Annotated in this window: 12 protein-coding genes; 8 read left to right on the top strand and 4 right to left on the bottom strand. The window is 71.4% G+C overall.

Annotation, left to right across the window (positions count from 1 at the left end; all coding sequences use genetic code 11):
- The first annotated feature begins 105 nt into the window (after positions 1-105).
- Positions 106-717, top strand: a complete 612-nt coding sequence (locus tag HUT19_RS01190) for a hypothetical protein (RefSeq protein ID WP_176178650.1) — start codon at positions 106-108, stop codon at positions 715-717.
- A 70-nt stretch (positions 718-787) separates the two neighbouring features.
- On the opposite strand, the gene HUT19_RS01185 is transcribed toward HUT19_RS01190, so the two are convergent.
- Positions 788-2,098: a HAMP domain-containing sensor histidine kinase gene (locus tag HUT19_RS01185; protein WP_176178649.1), complete on the bottom strand. Its 1,311-nt coding sequence runs from the start codon at positions 2,096-2,098 to the stop codon at positions 788-790.
- Positions 2,099-2,117: 19 nt separating this feature from the next.
- Entirely contained in the window at positions 2,118-2,771 is a 654-nt protein-coding gene (locus HUT19_RS01180) for a response regulator transcription factor (protein ID WP_176178648.1), read from the bottom strand.
- 461 nt (positions 2,772-3,232) lie between these two features.
- On the opposite strand from HUT19_RS01180, the gene HUT19_RS01175 reads away from it, so the two are divergent.
- The 4 genes from HUT19_RS01175 (at position 3,233) to HUT19_RS01160 (ending at position 7,902) form a co-directional block, all read left to right on the top strand.
- The gene (locus tag HUT19_RS01175) at positions 3,233-4,384 is read left to right on the top strand and encodes an efflux RND transporter periplasmic adaptor subunit (protein ID WP_176178647.1); all 1,152 of its coding nucleotides are present in this window, start codon (positions 3,233-3,235) and stop codon (positions 4,382-4,384) included.
- Positions 4,385-4,413: 29 nt separating this feature from the next.
- Positions 4,414-5,178 carry an ABC transporter ATP-binding protein gene (locus HUT19_RS01170; RefSeq protein WP_176186338.1) on the top strand — a complete coding sequence of 255 codons (765 nt, stop codon included), beginning with the start codon at positions 4,414-4,416 and terminating at the stop codon, positions 5,176-5,178.
- Positions 5,175-6,377 carry an ABC transporter permease gene (locus HUT19_RS01165; protein WP_176178646.1) on the top strand — a complete coding sequence of 401 codons (1,203 nt, stop codon included), beginning with the start codon at positions 5,175-5,177 and terminating at the stop codon, positions 6,375-6,377. The genes HUT19_RS01170 and HUT19_RS01165 overlap by 4 nt, the downstream gene beginning before the upstream one ends.
- Positions 6,378-6,897: 520 nt before the next feature.
- Positions 6,898-7,902, top strand: a complete 1,005-nt coding sequence (locus HUT19_RS01160; RefSeq protein ID WP_254885358.1) for a helix-turn-helix domain-containing protein — start codon at positions 6,898-6,900, stop codon at positions 7,900-7,902.
- Positions 7,903-8,085: 183 nt separating this feature from the next.
- Here HUT19_RS01160 and HUT19_RS01155 read toward each other — a convergent pair whose 3' ends face one another.
- Together HUT19_RS01155 and hppD are read right to left on the bottom strand one after the other, a co-directional pair.
- Entirely contained in the window at positions 8,086-9,174 is a 1,089-nt protein-coding gene (locus tag HUT19_RS01155) for an alpha-hydroxy acid oxidase (protein WP_176186336.1), read from the bottom strand.
- A gap of 79 nt (positions 9,175-9,253) precedes the next feature.
- A complete protein-coding gene (gene hppD, locus HUT19_RS01150) occupies positions 9,254-10,378 on the bottom strand; it encodes a 4-hydroxyphenylpyruvate dioxygenase (RefSeq protein WP_254885357.1) in 1,125 nt (374 codons plus the stop codon).
- 192 nt (positions 10,379-10,570) lie between these two features.
- Here hppD and HUT19_RS01145 point away from each other — a divergent pair, with 192 nt between their 5' ends.
- The 3 genes from HUT19_RS01145 to HUT19_RS01135 all read left to right on the top strand — a co-directional run bounded on the left by HUT19_RS01145 (position 10,571) and on the right by HUT19_RS01135 (position 17,376).
- On the top strand, positions 10,571-11,890 hold the full coding sequence (locus HUT19_RS01145) for a prephenate dehydrogenase (protein WP_254885356.1): 1,320 nt from the start codon (positions 10,571-10,573) through the stop codon (positions 11,888-11,890).
- Between the two features lie 164 nt (positions 11,891-12,054).
- Positions 12,055-14,949 carry a helix-turn-helix transcriptional regulator gene (locus HUT19_RS01140; RefSeq protein ID WP_176178644.1) on the top strand — a complete coding sequence of 965 codons (2,895 nt, stop codon included), beginning with the start codon at positions 12,055-12,057 and terminating at the stop codon, positions 14,947-14,949.
- A 147-nt stretch (positions 14,950-15,096) separates the two neighbouring features.
- Positions 15,097-17,376 carry an aminotransferase class I/II-fold pyridoxal phosphate-dependent enzyme gene (locus tag HUT19_RS01135; RefSeq protein WP_176178643.1) on the top strand — a complete coding sequence of 760 codons (2,280 nt, stop codon included), beginning with the start codon at positions 15,097-15,099 and terminating at the stop codon, positions 17,374-17,376.
- Positions 17,377-17,461 lie beyond the last annotated feature (85 nt).

Genomic DNA, 17,461 nt, shown 5'->3' with positions numbered 1-17,461 from the left:
CCGAAACCCTCCGGTCCGTAGCCTTTGATTGAGCGTCATGGCGACCACAGCGCCCCCGAACGCTGGAACAGCCACCAGGAACCTCAACCAGAAACGGAGAACGACATGCAGGGTGCTTTCGGCCACGGCGGTCCGGGCAGTGGGCGTCCCCTCCGGTCCCGGCGGGGTAGGCGGCTGGCCGCGTCCCTCGCCTCGGTGACGGCGATCATGCTGTTCGCGGGCGCGTGCTCGGACGGCGACGATGAGGCGGGAAACAGCGGCGGTCCGGGTTCCTCCAGCAAGGACCCGGGTGGGGCGGGCAAGGGCAAGAGCACGCTCGCGTACGCCAAGTGCATGCGGGAGAACGGAGTGAAGAACTTCCCCGACCCCAACGCCCAGGGACTCATCGATCTCAACGGCAACCAGGTCGACATGAAGTCCTCGCAGGCCCAGGCCGCCGACAAGAAGTGCCGGACGCTGCTGCCCCCGGCGGGCAACGGATCGGCGCCCGAAGCGGTGCGCAAGGCCTCGCTGGACTACGCCAAGTGCATGAGGAAGAACGGCGTCAAGAAGTTCCCCGACCCCAACTCCGAGGGCGGCCTCGACGTGAACGGCGAGACCCTGGGGGTGGACCCCAACGGCCAGGTCTTCAAGGACGCCGACAAGGTCTGCCAGCCCATCCTGGAGAAGGCCGCCGACGGCGCGCCCAAGGAGGTCTCCACCGGCCGGCCGCAGTGACCCTGACCGATCGAGCGCCGTACCGTGCCGCCCCGAGGAGGGGCGGCACGGTACGGCGTTTCTCGGCAGGTCACGGGGTGCGCACCTGGGTCTGCACCTGCTGTGCGGAGCGGCGCCGGGAGGCCGGGGCGGGCTCGCTGACGGGAGGGAAGGTGACCGTGATGGTCAGGCCGCCCTCGGGCCGGGCGGTGGTGGAGAGGGTGGCGTCGTGGGCGGCCGCGATGGCCTGCACGATGGACAGTCCGAGGCCCAGTCCCTCGGGTCGGCCCGTGCGGGCGGCGGTGAGGCGCTGGAACGGCTGGAGGAGCCGTTCGACGGCGTCCTGCGGCACCACCGGACCGGTGTTGGAGACGGTGAGGACGGCGCGTCCGTCCACCGTCGCGGTGGTGACGGCCACCTCGCCGGCGGGGACGTTGTAGCGGATGGCGTTGTCCACGAGATTGACGACGAGGCGTTCCGCGAGGGGCCGGTGGCCCGATGCCATGGCGTCCGAGCCAGACACGCTCAGTGTCACACCGCGGAACTGCGCTTCCACCCTGCGGACGTCGACGGCTTCGTGGACCAGCCGGCCCAGGTCGAACGGCTGGCGGACCTCGATACCGGCATGGCTGCGGGTGAGGGTGAGCAGGGCTTCGATGAGCCGCTCCTGCTCGGCGCCCGCCACCAGGATCCGTTCGTGCGCCGCCCGCAGTGACTGCACCGTGGCCTCCGGGTCCGCGAGCGCGACCTGACCGAGCACCCGCTGCCGGGCCAGTGGGGTGCGCAGCTCATGGGAGGCGTTGGCGACGAACTGGCGCTGGGCCTGGAAGGAGCTCTCGAGTCTGCCGAGCAGCCCGTCGAAGGTATGGCCCAGCTCCTTGAGCTCGTCGTCGGGGCCGTCCAGGGCCAGGCGCTCGTGCAGATTGGTCGCCGAGATGTTCCGTGCGGCCGCCGTGATCGTCCGCAGGCGGCGCAGAATGCGTCCGGCGACGATCCAGCCGAGCGCTATCGAGATCACCGACATGAGGGCCAGCGCGATACCGGAGTTCACCAGCAACTCGTGCATCATCGCGTCGTTCTGCCGGGCGAGCGCCTTTCTTGCCTGCTCCGAGAGAGTGTCCATGGAGGAGACCCAGCCGCCCGGCGGGCGGGCCGGTTCCCGGGGATCGCCCGGGGGAGCGTCGCCGCCGCTCACGGTCGGCCGGGGCAGGGAGTCGGAGACGTTGCTCCGCGGGCCGTCCCCCCAGACGGAGGACCGCACCAGGATGTAGGTCATCGCCAGCAGGGCCGCGCCCGAGACGAGGAACAAGCCGCCGTACAGAAGGGTCAGCTTGGCTCGTACGGTACGGCGCGGCAGTTGCGGACGGGCGATGCGGCGGGCGAGGGCGGAGATGGCCGACATGTGCCTCCTTCGGGATCCGTCAGATCCGGTATCCCCGTTTGGCCACGGTCTCGATGATCGGCGGGTCGCCGAGCTTGGCCCGCAGCCGGCTGATCGTGATCTTCACGGCGTTGGTGAAGGGGTCGGTGGCCTCGTCCCACACCCGTTCGAGGAGTTCCTCGGCGGACACGGCCCGGCCACGGGACGTCAGCAGCAGCTCCAGTACGCCGAACTCCTTGGGCGCGAGCTTCAGCGGCTGGCCGTCCCGGCTGGCGGTGCGGCGGGCGGTGTCCATCACCAGGCCGCCGTGCCGGACCACGGGCGGTACCGCCGGGTGGGACCGGCGGGCCAGCGCGCTGACGCGGGCCACCAGCACCGGGAAGTCGAACGGCTTGGGGAGGTAGTCGTCGGCCCCCAGGCTGAGCCCGTCCACGAGGTCTTCCGTCGTCGCCGCCGCGGTGAGCATCAGCACCCGGCCCCGGCATCCGGACACGATCAGTTCCGCGCACACCTCGTCGCCGTGCATCCCCGGCAGGTCGCGGTCGAGCACGATCACGTCGTAGTCGTTGCACAGCGCGCGATCGAGCCCGCCGGGCCCGTCGAACGCCACGTCCACGGCCATATGCGATTGGCGCAGACCCGTGGCGACCGTCTCGGCCATCTCTTTGTCGTCTTCAACGACGAGAACACGCACCGGAACCCCCCTGGATGACTATGTCTCCGACACCAGCACCTTGACAACACCGGCCAGGATGTTGCATCCCCGGTTTCCTCAGCGTTTCATCGGGCCTCCGCGCGCTGCCCGGCCCCGATGACGATTCTTCTCCGGATTTCGTAAGTGTAGGTGACGCTATTCGGCCACATGGCGTCCTTGCGCGAAGACCACGCGGTCGGGTGGGGAACAAGTGTCCCCCTGCCTTCCCCTCGCGCGGGACGCCGCCGGACGCCGAGCGGCGTCGCGGAGCGAAACCTTGGCGAAACCGCGGGTCCCGTAGAAAGAGGCCATGCAGGATTTCGGCGATTAATGGAGGGGGATATGCAAAGCACCGTCGGGCGCGCTGCCGGTCCGCACACGGACGTCAATCGGGCGGCACGTCTCCGCGTGAGGTTCCAGCCGCTCGCCAACGCGGCTTCTCTTCGGCCCGGGAGCGGATCGTGAGCACTGCGGAGATTTCCACGGATGACGCGGACGTCACCGAGCCGGACGGGAACGGCGGGCGTCGGCGCTTTGGAGGTCGGCGCGGGCTGACGGCGGCCATCGTCGTGACCCTGCTGGTCGTGGCCGGTGCCGGGATCGTCATCGCCGATCCGTTCGGCCCCCAGGAGGACGACACTCCCGCCAAGCCCAGCACCCGCACCGCGGTCGCCGAGGTGGCCCGGGGCACGCTGTCCGCCCGGACGCAGGACAACGGGACCCTGGGATATGCGGGCGACTACAAGGTGGTCAACAACGGCAGCGGCACGGTGACGAAGGTGCCGGGCGTGGGCACGGTTGTCCGCCAGGGCAAAGTGCTCTACCAGGTTGACGGCAAGCCGGTGGTCTTTCTCTACGGTGCCTATGTACCCGCCTACCGGGCGCTCGAGTGGCGGATGAAGGGGGCGGACGTGCAGCAGCTCAACGCCGCTCTGGTCTCTCTCGGATATGCCAAGAAGAGCGAGCTCGACCCCGATTCGAACTACTTCGGCTGGGGGACGTACTACGCCCTCAGGGAGCTCCAGGACGACCTCGGCTTGAAGACGACCGGCAAACTGCCGCTGGGGCAGGCGGTGTTCCTGTCCGCCAAGGAGGTCCGGGTCACCAAGGTCGGCGCCGTGCGCGGCGCAACGGCCCAGCCCGGCAGCGTGCTCATGGAGGTCTCCTCGACCCAGCGGCAGGTCACCGTCGCGCTCAACGCCAGCCAGCAGTCCGATGTGGCGGTCGGCGACAAGGTGACGATCACGCTGCCCAACGGCAAGACCACCCCGGGTGTCGTGACATCGGTCGGCAAGGTGGCGACCAAGACGGACGACAGCATGACCATAGACGTCCACATCAAACCGCTGAACGCGAAGGCGACCGGTGAGCTCGACCAGGCACCGGTGCAGGTGTCCATCGTGACCGGCTCGGTGAAGAACGCGCTGACGGTCCCGGTGAACGCACTGCTGGCGCGGGCCGGCGGCGAGTACGCCGTCGAGGTCGTCGGGGCCAATGGGAAGAATCGTCTGATCCCGGTGACGACCGGCCTGTTCGACGACAGCGCGGGCACGGTCGAGGTCAAGGGCGAGGGGCTGCGAGCCGGCCAGAAGATCGTGGTGCCGTCCTCATGAGCGGGGCGAACACGAACACGGACACGGCCATGGACACGGCCACGGTGCCCGCCCAGGTGACCGGCGCCCGGCACACCGGTGAGCCGGTCCTCCAGCTGGAGAAGGTGTCCAAGGTCTACCCCGGCGCGTCGCCCGTGGTGGCCCTGGACAAGGCCGGCTTCACCATTCACCGGGGCGAGCTGGTCGCGATCGTGGGCCCGTCCGGCTCGGGGAAGTCGACGCTGCTGCAGGTGATGGGCAGTCTGGACCGGCCCACCTCGGGAACGGTTCGGATCGTCGGCGAGGACGTCGCCAAGATGTCGGACCGGGCCCTGGCCGGACTGCGGGCCACCCGGATCGGCTTTGTGTTCCAGCAGTTCTTCCTGGCACAGCACTCCACCGCCCTGGAGAACGTGGCAGACGGCATGCTCTACTCGGGTGTCAGACACCGTGCGCGGATGAAGGCGGCGGCGGTGGCCCTGCGCCGGGTCGGGCTCGCTCACCGGGCCGACCACCGGGCCCCCGAGCTCTCGGGCGGTGAGCGGCAGCGGGTCGCGATCGCCCGCGCGCTGGCCAACAACCCGGCGATCGTGCTTGCCGACGAGCCCACCGGCAACCTCGACAGCGTCAACGGTGCCGCGATCTTCAAGCTGCTCCAGGAGCTCAACGCCGAGGGCACCACCATCGTCATGATCACTCACGACCGGGAGCTGGCAGCCCAACTGCCCCGCCGCATCGAGGTTCTCGACGGCCATGTGGTCGCCGACGTCGACGCGGAAGAGCAGCCGCTGCCCACGGGGAGGCACCTGCCATGACCACCACGGCTCCGGCTCCTGCCCGGATGCATCCGGCCGACCTGGCCCGGACGGCGAGCGTGGGGCTGCGCACCCGGCGCATGCGGGCGGCGCTGTCCGCACTGGGGATCGCCATCGGCGTCGCCGCGATGGTGGCGGTGATGGGCCTGTCCGCCTCGTCCCAGGCGGGATTGCTGGCCGAGCTCGACAAACTCGGGACCAATTTGCTGACGGTCACCCCGGGCCGGGTCCTGGGCGGCGGAGAGGCCAAGCTCCCCGCCGAGGCGCCCTCGATGATCAGCCGGGTCGATAACGTCGAGAAGGTCCAGAGCACCGGAAAAATCAAGGCCGATGCCTTCCGCAGCCCCTATATCCCGTCGATCAACACCAACGGCCTCACGGTCCACGCCGCCAGTCTCGGCCTGCCCGCCGCGGTGCGGACCACCGTCGCCGAGGGCCGGTATCTCAACGCGGCCACCGCCAGGGAGCCGGTCGCGGTGCTCGGCGCGACCGCAGCCGCCCGCCTGGGCGTCGGCGAGGTCCACCCGGGGGCGCGCATCTGGGTCGGCGGTCAGTGGTTCTACGTCGCGGGGATCCTCAATCCCGCGAAGCTGACCCCGGAGATCGACTCCGCGGTGCTGGTCGGGTACTCGGCCGCTGAGAAGTATCTGCACTTCGACGGCCACCCATCGATGATCTACGTGCGGGCCGACACCGACCATGTCACGGACGTCCAGCAGCTGCTGGCGGCCACCGCCAACCCGGAGCACGCCGACGAGGTCAGCGTCAGCCAGCCTTCGGAGGCGCTGGAGGCACGGGCCGCGGCCCAGTCGGCACTGAACGGCCTGTTCCTCGGGCTCGGTGCGGTGGCCCTGCTGGTGGGCGGTGTCGGTGTCGCCAACACCATGGTCATCTCCGTCCTGGAGCGCCGCTCCGAGATCGGACTGCGGCGTGCGCTCGGCGCCACCAAGGGCCATATCCGCCTCCAGTTCCTGTGCGAGGCGATTCTTCTCGCGGCGCTCGGCGGCGCGGTGGGCGTGGCCCTGGGCGTGGTCGCCACCATGGTCTACGCCCAGGTCAAGGACTGGGCCACGGTGGTTCCGGTGCTGGCCTGGGGCGGGGGGCTCGGCGCGGCCGTCGCGATCGGAGCCATCGCCGGCCTGCTGCCCGCGCTCCGCGCGGCACGCATGGCGCCGACCGAAGCGCTCCGGACCACCTGACGGCCCCCTTCTCCATGCCCGGCACCGCGGTACCCCCGACCGCGTGCCGGGCATGGTCGTTTTTGGGCGCATGTATACGGTCGGGCATGTGCGGAATGCGCCGGGCCGTTCCTCGCCGCCCGCGCGAGCCCCGGTCCGCGCAACACCACGTCACGCCGCCTACAGTGGCTTCACCACCCCCTACGAGCCGCTGTCGCCCGCCGGGCTTCGTGCCCGTGGCAGCGCCGTTCACCTGCTCAAACCCCTCTAGGGGGACGGGCATAGGGGTGGGGTGCGGCTCCGGGCAGGGGTTTCTGTATCGAAACAGGGCTGTTAATTTCGCTCATATCCGCCGGAAGAGCATTCCACCGCTCAGATGTTCTACTCCTTGTCGGGGCGACGGGGTGGAGAGCATTGTCGACCATCTGCTTCCCTCAATTCCGCAAGAATTGCGGGGCATTTAGCAGCGGAGGGAAGGGTCCGGCGGGAGTTTCTCGCGCGGACGGCGAGGGTCGGCCGCGTCAACGGGGGAGGAGCTGGCGTGGAACCCGATGAGGAGGCAATCAATCAGCAGCCTGTCGTGGAGGTCGACATCGGCTCGTTGAGCCTGGCCGGCTCACCACGACTGGCAGGGGAGAGGCCGGAGCACATCCAGGTCCTGGCGGTGGCCCAGGACCCGCTGCCGCCGATCACGGTGCACCGGCCGACGATGCGGGTCATCGACGGCTTCCATCGGCTGAAGGCGGCCCGGCTGCGCGGCGAGCACACCATCGCCGCCCGTTTCTTCGACGGGGACGAGGCCGCGGCCTTCGTCCTCGCCGTGAAGCTCAACGTCACACACGGTCTGCCGCTCTCGCTCGGGGACCGCAAGCGCGCGGCCGAGCGCATCATCGCGACGCATCCGCAGTGGTCCGACCGGCGGGTCGCCTCGACCACCGGGATCTCCCCGGGGACGGTGGGCGACATCCGCAGCCGGGTGGTGCGGGAAACCGAGCTGACCGGCAGACGGCTGGGACAGGACGGCCGACTGCGGCCGGTCGACGGAAGCGTGGGCCGCCTTCTCGCCGGAGAGCTGCTCACGGCCAATCCGGAACTGTCGCTGCGCCAGGTGGCCCGCGCGGCGGGCATCTCTCCGGAGACGGCCCGTGATGTGCGCAACCGGCTGCGCAACGGCGAGGATCTGCTGCCCCGGAGGCGGGGGAGGAAGAACGACACCGGCCCGGATGAACCCCGCGCCCTGCGGCAGGAGTTCGGGCCCGTCGGGATCGGCCGACAGGGAGCCCGGCCGAAGGGAGCCCCCGTGCCGGACCGTGCCGTGCTCGTGAAACGGTTGAAGGCCGACCCGGCGCTGCGCTTCACGGAGACCGGGCGCAATCTGCTGCGGCTCCTCGCGCTCCACACGGTGCGCAAGGAGGAGTGGGAGGCCATCATCACCAACGTCCCGCCGCACTGCAGCGACATCGTAGCGGATCTCGCGCATCAGTTCGCCGTCCAGTGGTCGGAGTTCGCCGCACGGGTGAAGGAGGAGGTCGCACAGATCGGCTAGCCCGTGTCGGCCGGGCGTGCGAGCGTCCGAGCGTCGAAAGCGGACGGTTGGACGTTCCCTGCCGTGCCGTGCCGTGCCGGGCCCACGCCCGCCCGGGCTTCCCTCTCACATACGCGACGGGACCGCCGCGGAGTTGGCCTCCGCTGCGGTCTCCTCATACGCGGGACCCCCCGGGGCCGGACCTCACCGTGCGGGAACTCTCCATACGGTGGCCAGCCGCGCCGCGTCGGCGACGCCCGCACAGCCCGACAGACCGAGCGCATCCCGCAACTCCTCGGCCAACAGCTCCAGAACCCGCGCCGCACCGCTCTCCCCGGCGGCGGCCAGACCCCACATGACCGGGCGGCCGACCAGTACTCCGTCGGCACCGAGCGCGAGGGCCCGCAGCACGTCGGTGCCGCTGCGTACCCCGCTGTCCACAAGAACCTGGCAGCGCCCGGCGACCGCCCCGGCCACCTGCTCGAGCATGTCGATGCCGGGCACGGCGCCGTCGAGCTGACGGCCGCCATGGTTGGACACCACCAGCGCGTCCACGCCCGACTCCGCGGCGTGCACCGCGTCCTCGGGCGCCAGCACCCCCTTGAGCACCAGCGGCAGCCGGGTCCGCTCCCGCAGCGCCGCCACGGTCGGCCACCCAAGCGCGGCGGAGAAGGACTGGCGGGTGTGCTCGGCCACGGCGGAGACCTCGTCCCCGGGCCGCCGGTGCGCCACCGACCCGGGGGACGGTGCGCCGCCGCCGGTGAGGTGGACCGCCGTCACCTGGCCCGGCAGGGTGAAGCGGTTGCGTACGTCCCGCAGGCGGCGCCCCATCCAGGGCACGTCGACCGTGAGCACGATCGCCTCGCAGCCGGCCTCCTCCGCCCTGCGTACCTGCTCCAGGGAGCGCTCGGCGTCGCGCAGCCAGTACAGCTGGAACCACACGGAGCCGCCGAGGGCCGTGAGCTCCTCCACGGGAACGCTGCTCATCGTGGAGACGGTGAACGGTACGCCCGCGGTCCTCGCCGCGCGCGCGACCGCGAGTTCCCCGTCCGGGTGGAGCAGCCGTTGATAGGCCACCGGGGCGACCGCGACCGGCATGCTCACCGGCCGGCCGAGGAGCGTGGCGTCCGTCCTGCACGCCGAGACGTCCCTGAGCACCCGGGGGACCAGGAACACCCGGTCGAAGGCGCTCCGGTTGGCGTCCAGGGTCGTCTCGGCGCCGCTGCCGCCGGCGACGAAGTCCCGGACGTCGGCGGGCAGGACGCGGGAGGCGGCCTCTTCGAACTCGGCCAGCGTATGGGCCCGGGACGGCGCGAAGGCCTCCGTCCCGGGCCGGCGCGCCTCCCGCGCGCCGTGCGTCGCCGGGCCGGGCTCAGCGCTGGAGCCCACGCTGGCCCGTCCTCTCCAGTTCCACTGCCTCGTACAGCGCCTTGATATTGGAGCTGCCGAAGGTTCTGGCGCCCTGGCGCTCGATGACTTCGAAGAACAGCGTATGCCGCGGATGCGTTGAGGCAGTGAAGATCTGGAACAGCTGCCCCTCGTGGTCCTCGTCCGCGAGCACATGGGTCGCCCGCAGGTCCTCCAGCCGCTGCCGGTCCAGGTCGATCCGCTCCCCGAGCAGGTCGTAGTAGGCGGAGGGGGTGGTCAGGAAGGTGACGCCACGGTGGCCCAGCGCGCGCACCGAGCGGACCGCGTCCAACGACGAGAAGGCCAGATGCTGCACACCGGCGCCCTGGTGGCCTTTGAGGAACTCGTCGATCTGGCCGGGCTCCGCCGTCGGGTCGGGCTGGATGAGCGTCAGCGTGACCGACCCGGACGGGCTTTGGACGACCTTCGACTCCATCGCCTGCGCACCCACCACGATGTGCTCTTCGAAGATGTCGCGGAAGCCGAGGGTGTTCAGGTAGTAGTCGACCGTGGGCCGCAGATCGCCCGTGTTGAGGCAGACGGCGACGTGGTCGATGTCGGTCAGTCCCACGCCGGCGGCCCGTTCCCCGGTGCCCCGCAGGACGGGGACGAACCCCGCCGGCAGCCCCGGGCCCTCGCCGGGGGCACGCTGCACCAGGGTGTGCACGACGTCGCCGAAGCCCTTGACCGCCGCCGTGACGACGGGGCCGACCGTGGCGTCCGCCCCGCCCGAGGCATGCCGGTTCGGGCGCCGGTGGGCACCGGCTCCGTTGCCGGTCGCCGCGGTGAACGCCGCCTCGACATCGGCGGTGCGCAGCGCGATGTCGGCCACCCCGTCCCCGTGCGTGGCCACGTACGCGGAGGCGGGATGCTGGTCCGAGACGGCCTGCGTCAGCACGAGCGTGATCCGCCCGTGGCGCAGGGCGATGCTGCGGTGGTCGTCGGACTCTCCGGTGCCGGCCACCGTGAAGGCGTACCGGTCCACCCAGTCGAATGCGGCGGTCTCCAGGTCGCCGACGTACATCTCCACGTAGTCGATGGACAGATCGCGGAGCGGATCCACGTCCTGGGACTTCGATAAAGCCATCATGTGTCCCCCAAAACGGAAAAGGAACGAGAGATTTCTGAACTGTAGGGCCCGTTTCCTTGATCTGGCCATGAAGTCCCCCGCGACGGTTGGACGCCAAACCATGCTCGTTAATTGTCCGCTCTCGTGGTCGGTGGGGGTTTCTCCATAAACTCGTCGCGCTTTTCACCGTCTTTCAGGATGGGGTGATGATGCGTGTTGCGCACGATGGCCGTCGTCGGCACCGGTCTGATCGGTACGTCGATCGCGCTCGCCGCGAACCGTCGGGGGGTGACGGTCTTCCTGTCCGACCGGAACCCCGTGGCCGCGAGGACGGCCGCGGCCCTGGGGGCGGGCCTGGCCGAGGAACCCGCCGCGCCCGTGGACCTCGCGGTGCTCGCGGTGCCGCCGAGCGCGGTCGGAGCGGCACTGGTCGAGACGCAGCGGCGTGGGCTCGCCCATACGTACACCGATGTGGCCAGTGTGAAGGCGGTGCCGGTGCGGCTGGCGCTGAGCCAGGCCCCGGATCCGTCCCGGTACGTCGGGGGGCATCCGATGGCGGGCCGTGAACGGTCCGGTCCGCTGGCTGCCCGGGCCGATCTCTTCCGGGGCCGGCCGTGGGCGCTCACCCCGTCCGGGCGCACCTCGGACGCGACCCTGGAGGCGGCCCTCGAGCTGGTGGAACTGTGCGGCGCGGTCCCGGTGCTGACCCGGAGCCGGGAGCACGACGACGCGGTGGCGCTGACCTCGCACGTGCCCCATCTGCTGGCGAGCCTGATGGCGGCGCGGCTGCGGGAGGCGCCGGAGGAGGCGTCCCGCTTCGCCGGCCAGGGGTTGCGGGACGTCACCCGGATCGCCGCGGGCGACTCCCGGCTGTGGGGGGACATCCTCCAGTCCAACGCGGGGGCCATAGCCGGGGTCGCGAAGGACCTGCACGCCGATCTGTCCTGCCTGGTGACGGCCCTGGAACTGCTCGCCGGGCCGGACGGCGAGCCGGACGGCGCCGAACGCGACCGGGCCAGGCGGACGGTGGTGGATCTGCTGGACCGGGGAATCGAGGGTCTTGCCGCCGTACCTCAGGCCCGGCCTGGCGACGCCGGTGCGGGCGCCCGGGTGTGCGTGGGGGTCCGGGGCCGCCCCGGAGAACTGCGATTGCTGCTGCACGCGGTGGCGGAGCTCGGCGTCAGCGGCGAGGACGCGGTGGTGACCGACGCGGGGGCCGGACCGGAGGGCATGGCGGACGGTGGGCTCGCGGTGACCTTCCCCCTGCCACCCGCCGTGGCGGCACCGCTCACGGCCGGGCTGCGAGCCGGGGGATGGGCGGTGAGATGCGAGTACGACGAAGACGTCACGGCAGTCAAGGGAGGTCAGACGGACCAGAGTTGCGAGCGAGACAAGTGGGCCGAGGGAGAAAGCAAAGAGGAAAGGGGAAGCCGGGTTTCCGTGCCCGGCCTCCGAGGCTCGGAATCGGCTATTCCCTTTCCGGCGGCAGGAATGCGGCACACAGGGGCCGGATCGAGCCGCTATCCTGACTGACGAAGTGCTTCTGTTGTCGGCATCCTTACAGGTTCCGCCACCCCCACCTCGGTATCGATGCAGGTCAGAAGCCCCTCTCTTTTTCTTCTCCATTGCTGGACAGTTTGCCGGGCCGTGGCGCGGAATTCAGCGGCGTCGTCGGGTCGCGGCACAGGGTGCGGGGGGTGCCTGTGAATCTCAGTGAAAGAGGCGAAGAACTCCGGCTGCTGGAGAAGCTGTACACCGGGTGCGAGCAGGGGAAGGGCGCGGTCGTCCTGGCGCACGGGCCGGTGGCCTGCGGAAAGACCGCGCTGATCCGGTGCTTCGCCGACTGGGCCACCGAGCGGGGCGGCCGTTTCCTGTCCATGACGGCCTCCGCCAGCGAGCAGTTGGACCGACTGGGCCTCGTCGACCAGTTGCTGAGTGCGATGCGCGCCGTGGGGACGGTCGCCGATCCGCTCGCCGATGCGGACGAGGTGTTACCCGGGTCCGGACGGGTACCGCTCGCCGTGCTGCAGCGTATCTGCCGGACCGTCACCGAGTTCGCCCGTGAACAGACCCTCGTCCTCGGCGTCGACGATGTGCACTTCGCGGACGAGGCCTCGCTCGAGTGCCTCAGCTACCTCATACGCCGCATAGACGCCTCCGCGATCCTGGTCCTGCTGGCCGAGAGCTCCTGCCACGAGCGGGAGCTGAGGACGCTCCACGCCGAGACCCTGCACCTTCCCTACTGCCATCGGATCCGCCTGGGCACGCTCGGCGTCGACGGTGTGGCCGGACAACTGGCCGCTCACCCGGTCACCGGCTCGGCGGCCGGGGAAACCGCCAAGCTGTGGGCCGAGACCAGCGGCGGCAACCCGCTGCTGCTGCACGCCCTCATCGAGGACGCCGAAGACGCCCCGTACGCCGAGGAGCTGAGCGAGCGCGCCGAGGCGGACGCACGGGACACGCCGCCGACCGGGCCGTACTCGGCCGCCTCCCACGCTCCGCTGCCCGGTGAGTCCTTCCGGCACGCCTATCTGCGCTGCCTGCACCGCTGCGAGCCGGCCATGTCCGCGACGGCGCGCGCCATCGCGGTGCTCGGCGAGTCGGTCGGCCCCGCCCTGATCGGTGACTTCCTCGGCGACGACGTCACCTCCGTCCGGCGCAGCATCGCCGAACTGAACGCGGCCGGCCTGCTGTCCGGCAACCGGTTCCGCCATGAACGGGCCCGGCTGGCCGTCCTCGCGGACATCCCCGCCAGGGACCTCTTCGCGATGCGCGCCCGGGCCGCCGAACTCCTGCACGAGAGCGGCGCCCCGGCCGCCGCGGTGGCCGACCAGCTCATGGCCACCCATGAGTCGCTCAAGGCCCCTTGGCATCCCCATATCCTCCGCGAGGCCGCCCGGGAGGCCATTGACGCCGGAGACATCGATGCCGGGATCACCTATCTGCGCCACGCCGCCTCCGTCTGCGTTGACGCCACCCAGCGGGCCGGAGCGACGGCCGCCCTCGCCCAGGCCCAGTGGCTCGTGGACCCGGTGAAGTCGGCCCGGCACCTGGCACAGCTCAGCCGGATGGTCCGCGCCGGACTGCTCACCGGACCCGACGCCCTGGCCGTGGTCGGGCAGCACGCCTGGCTGGGCGAGTTGGCGCAGGCCGACGCACTGCTGCGGACCATCGAGGCCCGTGCGGCCACGGAGAGGTCGGAGGCCTGGGACGGAGCGGGGACGCCACCGGACGCCGTACACTCCGACCTCGACCTGGCACGGCTCTGGCTGTCCTTCTGCCGCCCCGGGCCGCGACGCGACACCGGTGAGGCCGCCCCCGGCGCCCGGGCCGGCACGCCCGGCGCGCGGGCACCGGGGTCCATGTCGCCGCGCACCTTCCTCACCCTCGCCACTGGCCTCAACGGCGACGACGAGTGCGACCGGATGGCCTACCGGGTGCTGCGCGGCGCCCGTACGAGCAGCACCTTCGAGGCCACACTGTGCGCGCTGGTTCTCCTGATCGAGTGCTACCGGCTGGACGAGGCGGTGGCGTGGTCGGAGCGGCTCCTGGAGGAGCCGTGGAACCGGCGCGTCCCCATGCGGCGGGCGCTGCTGGAGACGATCCGGGCGGCTGCCGCCCTGCGCAGCGGCGACCTGAAGGTGGCGGGCGAGGCCGCGCAGGCCGCGCTCGGCCTCGCCGCGCCCGAAGCCTGGGGCATCGCGCTCGGTCTGCCGCTGTCCCTCGCCGCCCGGGCGGGGACCGAACTGGGCGACGTCGACACGGCCATGTCGTACCTCAACCTGCCCGTGCCCATGGTCATGTTCGACACGCCGTTCGCCCTGCCCTATCTCCACGCCCTCGGCCGCTACCACCTCGCCATCGGCCGGCCGCGCACCGCGCTGCGGAACTTGCGGTCGTGCGGGGAGCTGATGAGGGAATGGCGGCTGGACGTCCCCGAACTCGTGGACTGGCGCAATGACGCGGCTGCCGCCCTCCTCGCCTTGGGCGAGAACCGGCGGGCACGGGCCCTGCTCGAGGAGCATCTGTCCCTGCTCGGTGAGCAGACCACCCGCGCCCGCGGCGTCGCGCTGCGCCTGCTCGCCGCGGCCGGCCCGCCCCAGGGCCGACTGGAGCGGCTCCAGGAAGCGATACGGATCCTGCGCGCCTGCGGTGACCGGCTGGAGCTGGGCCGGGCGATGGCCGACGCGGAGACCGCGCGGTCGGCGGCGGAGCAAGGGTCCGCCCCCGCCGAGCCGCCGCGCCCACAGACCTCGCCGTGGACGTATGTGGAGCACGCCCGGGACCACTCCGGGCCGGCGTGGCCCGAGGAGCCCGAGCCGCGCGGCACGCTGCCCGAGGACCCGGCCTCCGGGGCGCCGGAGGTTCCCGAATCGCTCACCGAACTCACCGAAGCGGAGCGCCGGGTTGGCGCGTTCGCCGCTTATGGCTGCACCAACCGGGAGATCGCCGGCCGACTCTTCATCACGGTGAGCACCGTGGAACAGCACCTCACGAAAATCTATAAGAAGCTTCACGTGCGCAGCCGGGCGGAGCTGCCGGAGTCGCTCATACGCTTCGCCGACGTCCCATGCTCGCCGAATGGGCGGTAAAGGGGAAGACACCCGGTTGCGCCTGGTCAACTCCTCGTCCAAGTGCGCATTCTGGCGTGTTGGACAGCGTTGTGAGGCCCGTCGGATTCATGTGATCCTGGCCGCCGAAATCAGCATGCCGAATTCGATTCCGCCGAGGGGATATCCATGGCCGGACGGACCCTGGACGACTATGGCCGACAGGCACGAGAGGTCCTGGAACCCTCTCTCGCGGAATTCCTGGCAGCGGAGGAGGAGGCCGCGGCGGAGAACCGGGCCGTCTTCGAGCGGGCAGGGCTGAAGCAGGGGCGGTCCGCGCGGCCCGGGCCGCCCGACACCGCCGTCAAGATCCTCCACCGTGGCTGGAGCGCGCCGCTCGTCGTCGGCCCGCTCGCCGGGCTCGCCCGTCCCAAGGGCGCGCCGGCCGTGGCCCGGGCGGCCGGCGCGGTCGTACTCCCCGCCGTCGTCGACGCGTCCACCCCCCACCGACTGGCGGATCTGGCAGCGGCCGGGGGCGGCCCGCTGTGGCTGCGGACGTACGTCACCGGCGGCCCCGATGCCACCCCGCACCGCGTGGCCGAGGCGGCGGAGGCCGGATGCGCCGCCCTCGTCCTCAGCTTGCGGCCCCACAGCGGCGACCGGCCGCCACGGGGCGCGGCGGCCGGCTGGGCCGATGTGGAGCGGCTGCGCGCGAGCTCCCCGCTGCCGCTGATCGTCGCCGGTGCCGCCACGGCGGCGGATGCCCGGTGTGCCGTCGACGCGGGAGCCGACGGCCTGGTCACCGGATCCCTGCGGGCGCTGCCCGCCCTCGCCGACGCTCTCGCCGGGCGCTGTCCCGTGCTGCTCGACGGTGGTGTGCGCGGCGGAGCCGACGTGCTCGTCGCGCTCGCCTCGGGCGCCGACGCCGTCCTCGTCGGGCAGCCCGTGCTGGACGGGCTTCTCGTCGGCGGTGAAGCAGGCGTCACCGAGGTGCTGGACGGCCTCGTCCGGGAGTTGAGGGATGCGATGACCTTCACCGCGACCCCGTCCGTGGCCGAGGCGCACCGCGCCGCGATCGCGGCCGGCCCCGGCCCGGCACCCGCCGCGCCGCGCCGGGACGCGCCGGGGCCGGGTGGGGTTCCGGGCAAGGGCGAGGCGCGCTCGGCCGAGCTGCGCAAGACGGACCTGCACCCCAGCCTCTGCGACCCCGTCCTGGACACCATGAACTTCCTGAACGAGGTCACCCACCGCTACCCGGACGCCATCTCCTTCGCCCCGGGACGGCCTTACGACGGGTTCTTCGACACCGAGGAGATCTTCACCCACCTGCGCCGCTACCTCGACCACCTCGCCGCCCGGGGACGTACCCCGCAGGACATCCGCACGGCCATGTACCAGTACGGGCCCACCGCCGGCCAGATCCGCGAGATCGTGGCCGACTCGTTGCGCGCGGACGAGGACATCGACGTCCCGGCCGAGTCCATCGTCGTCACAGTCGGCGCGCAGGAAGCCATGCTGCTGGTGCTGCGCGCCCTCATCAGCGGACCCGACGACGTCCTTCTCGTGGCGAGCCCCTGCTACGTCGGCATCATGGGCGCGGCACGGCTGCTCGACGTGGCGGTGACGCCCGTTCAGGAGGGCGAGGACGGGTTCTCCTGCGCCGAGCTGGAGGCGGCGATTCTCGGGGAGCGAGCCCGCGGCCGACGGCCGCGCGCCCTGTATGTGGTCCCCGACCACTCCAACCCGTCCGGGACCACGATGGACGCCCCGACGCGCGCCGCCCTGCTGGAGCTGGCGGAGCGGCACGGCATCCTGATCATCGAGGACAGCCCCTACCGCAGGGTGAGCCCGGGCGTGCCGCTGCCGACCCTGAAGTCCCTGGACCGCTCGCGCACGGTCATCCACCTCGGCTCCTTCGCCAAGACGGTGTTCCCCGGCGCCCGGGTCGGATTCGCCGTCGCCGACCAGCGGGTCCTCGACGACACCGGCCGGACGGAGCTCCTCGCCGACGAACTCGCCCGGATCAAGAGCATGGTGACGGTGAACACCTCGTCGCTCAGCCAGGCCGCCGTGGCCGGCGCCCTGTTGGCCGCCGAGGGCCGGCTCTCCGTCCTGAACGCCGACGCGGCGGCGTACTACGGCAACGCCATGCAGACCACCCTCCGCAATCTGGACGCACGCCTTCCGGCCGCCCGGCGGGCAGCCCTGGGCGTGCGGTGGAACGAGCCCACCGGAGGTTTCTTCCTCACGGTGCAGGTCCCCTTCCGGGCGGACAACGCGGCCCTGACCCGGTCCGCACAGGAATTCGGCGTCATCTGGACGCCGATGAACTACTTCTATCCGCGGGGCGGCGGCCACCACGCCCTCCGCCTGTCCACGAGTTATCTGACGACCGCGGACATCGAAAAGGGCACCGCGCGACTCGCGCGCTTCATCGAGGCGCAGAGCGCGGCGCGGAAGACGTCATAACGCACGGAGCCGGGCGCCGGACTGTACGGCGCCCCGGCATCGGCATCTCTCGGGAAGGCGAAGCACGTGACCGGCAGCAATACTC

Source organism: Streptomyces sp. NA02950 (genome assembly GCF_013364155.1).
Classification (GTDB): domain Bacteria; phylum Actinomycetota; class Actinomycetes; order Streptomycetales; family Streptomycetaceae; genus Streptomyces.
Note: the sequence above shows the minus strand (reverse complement) of the source record. Positions and strands in the feature narration are given on the sequence as shown.

Bases quoted from the DNA above. Each gene is read 5' to 3' on its own strand.
- HUT19_RS01185 (WP_176178649.1), bottom strand. From the start codon at position 2,098: ATGTCGGCCATCTCCGCCCTCGCCCGCCGCATCGCCCGTCCGCAACTG.
- hppD (WP_254885357.1), bottom strand. From the start codon at position 10,378: ATGATGGCTTTATCGAAGTCCCAGGACGTGGATCCGCTCCGCGATCTG.
- HUT19_RS01170 (WP_176186338.1), top strand. From the start codon at position 4,414: ATGGACACGGCCACGGTGCCCGCCCAGGTGACCGGCGCCCGGCACACC.
- HUT19_RS01190 (WP_176178650.1), top strand. From the start codon at position 106: ATGCAGGGTGCTTTCGGCCACGGCGGTCCGGGCAGTGGGCGTCCCCTC.
- HUT19_RS01135 (WP_176178643.1), top strand. From the start codon at position 15,097: ATGGCCGGACGGACCCTGGACGACTATGGCCGACAGGCACGAGAGGTC.
- HUT19_RS01165 (WP_176178646.1), top strand. From the start codon at position 5,175: ATGACCACCACGGCTCCGGCTCCTGCCCGGATGCATCCGGCCGACCTG.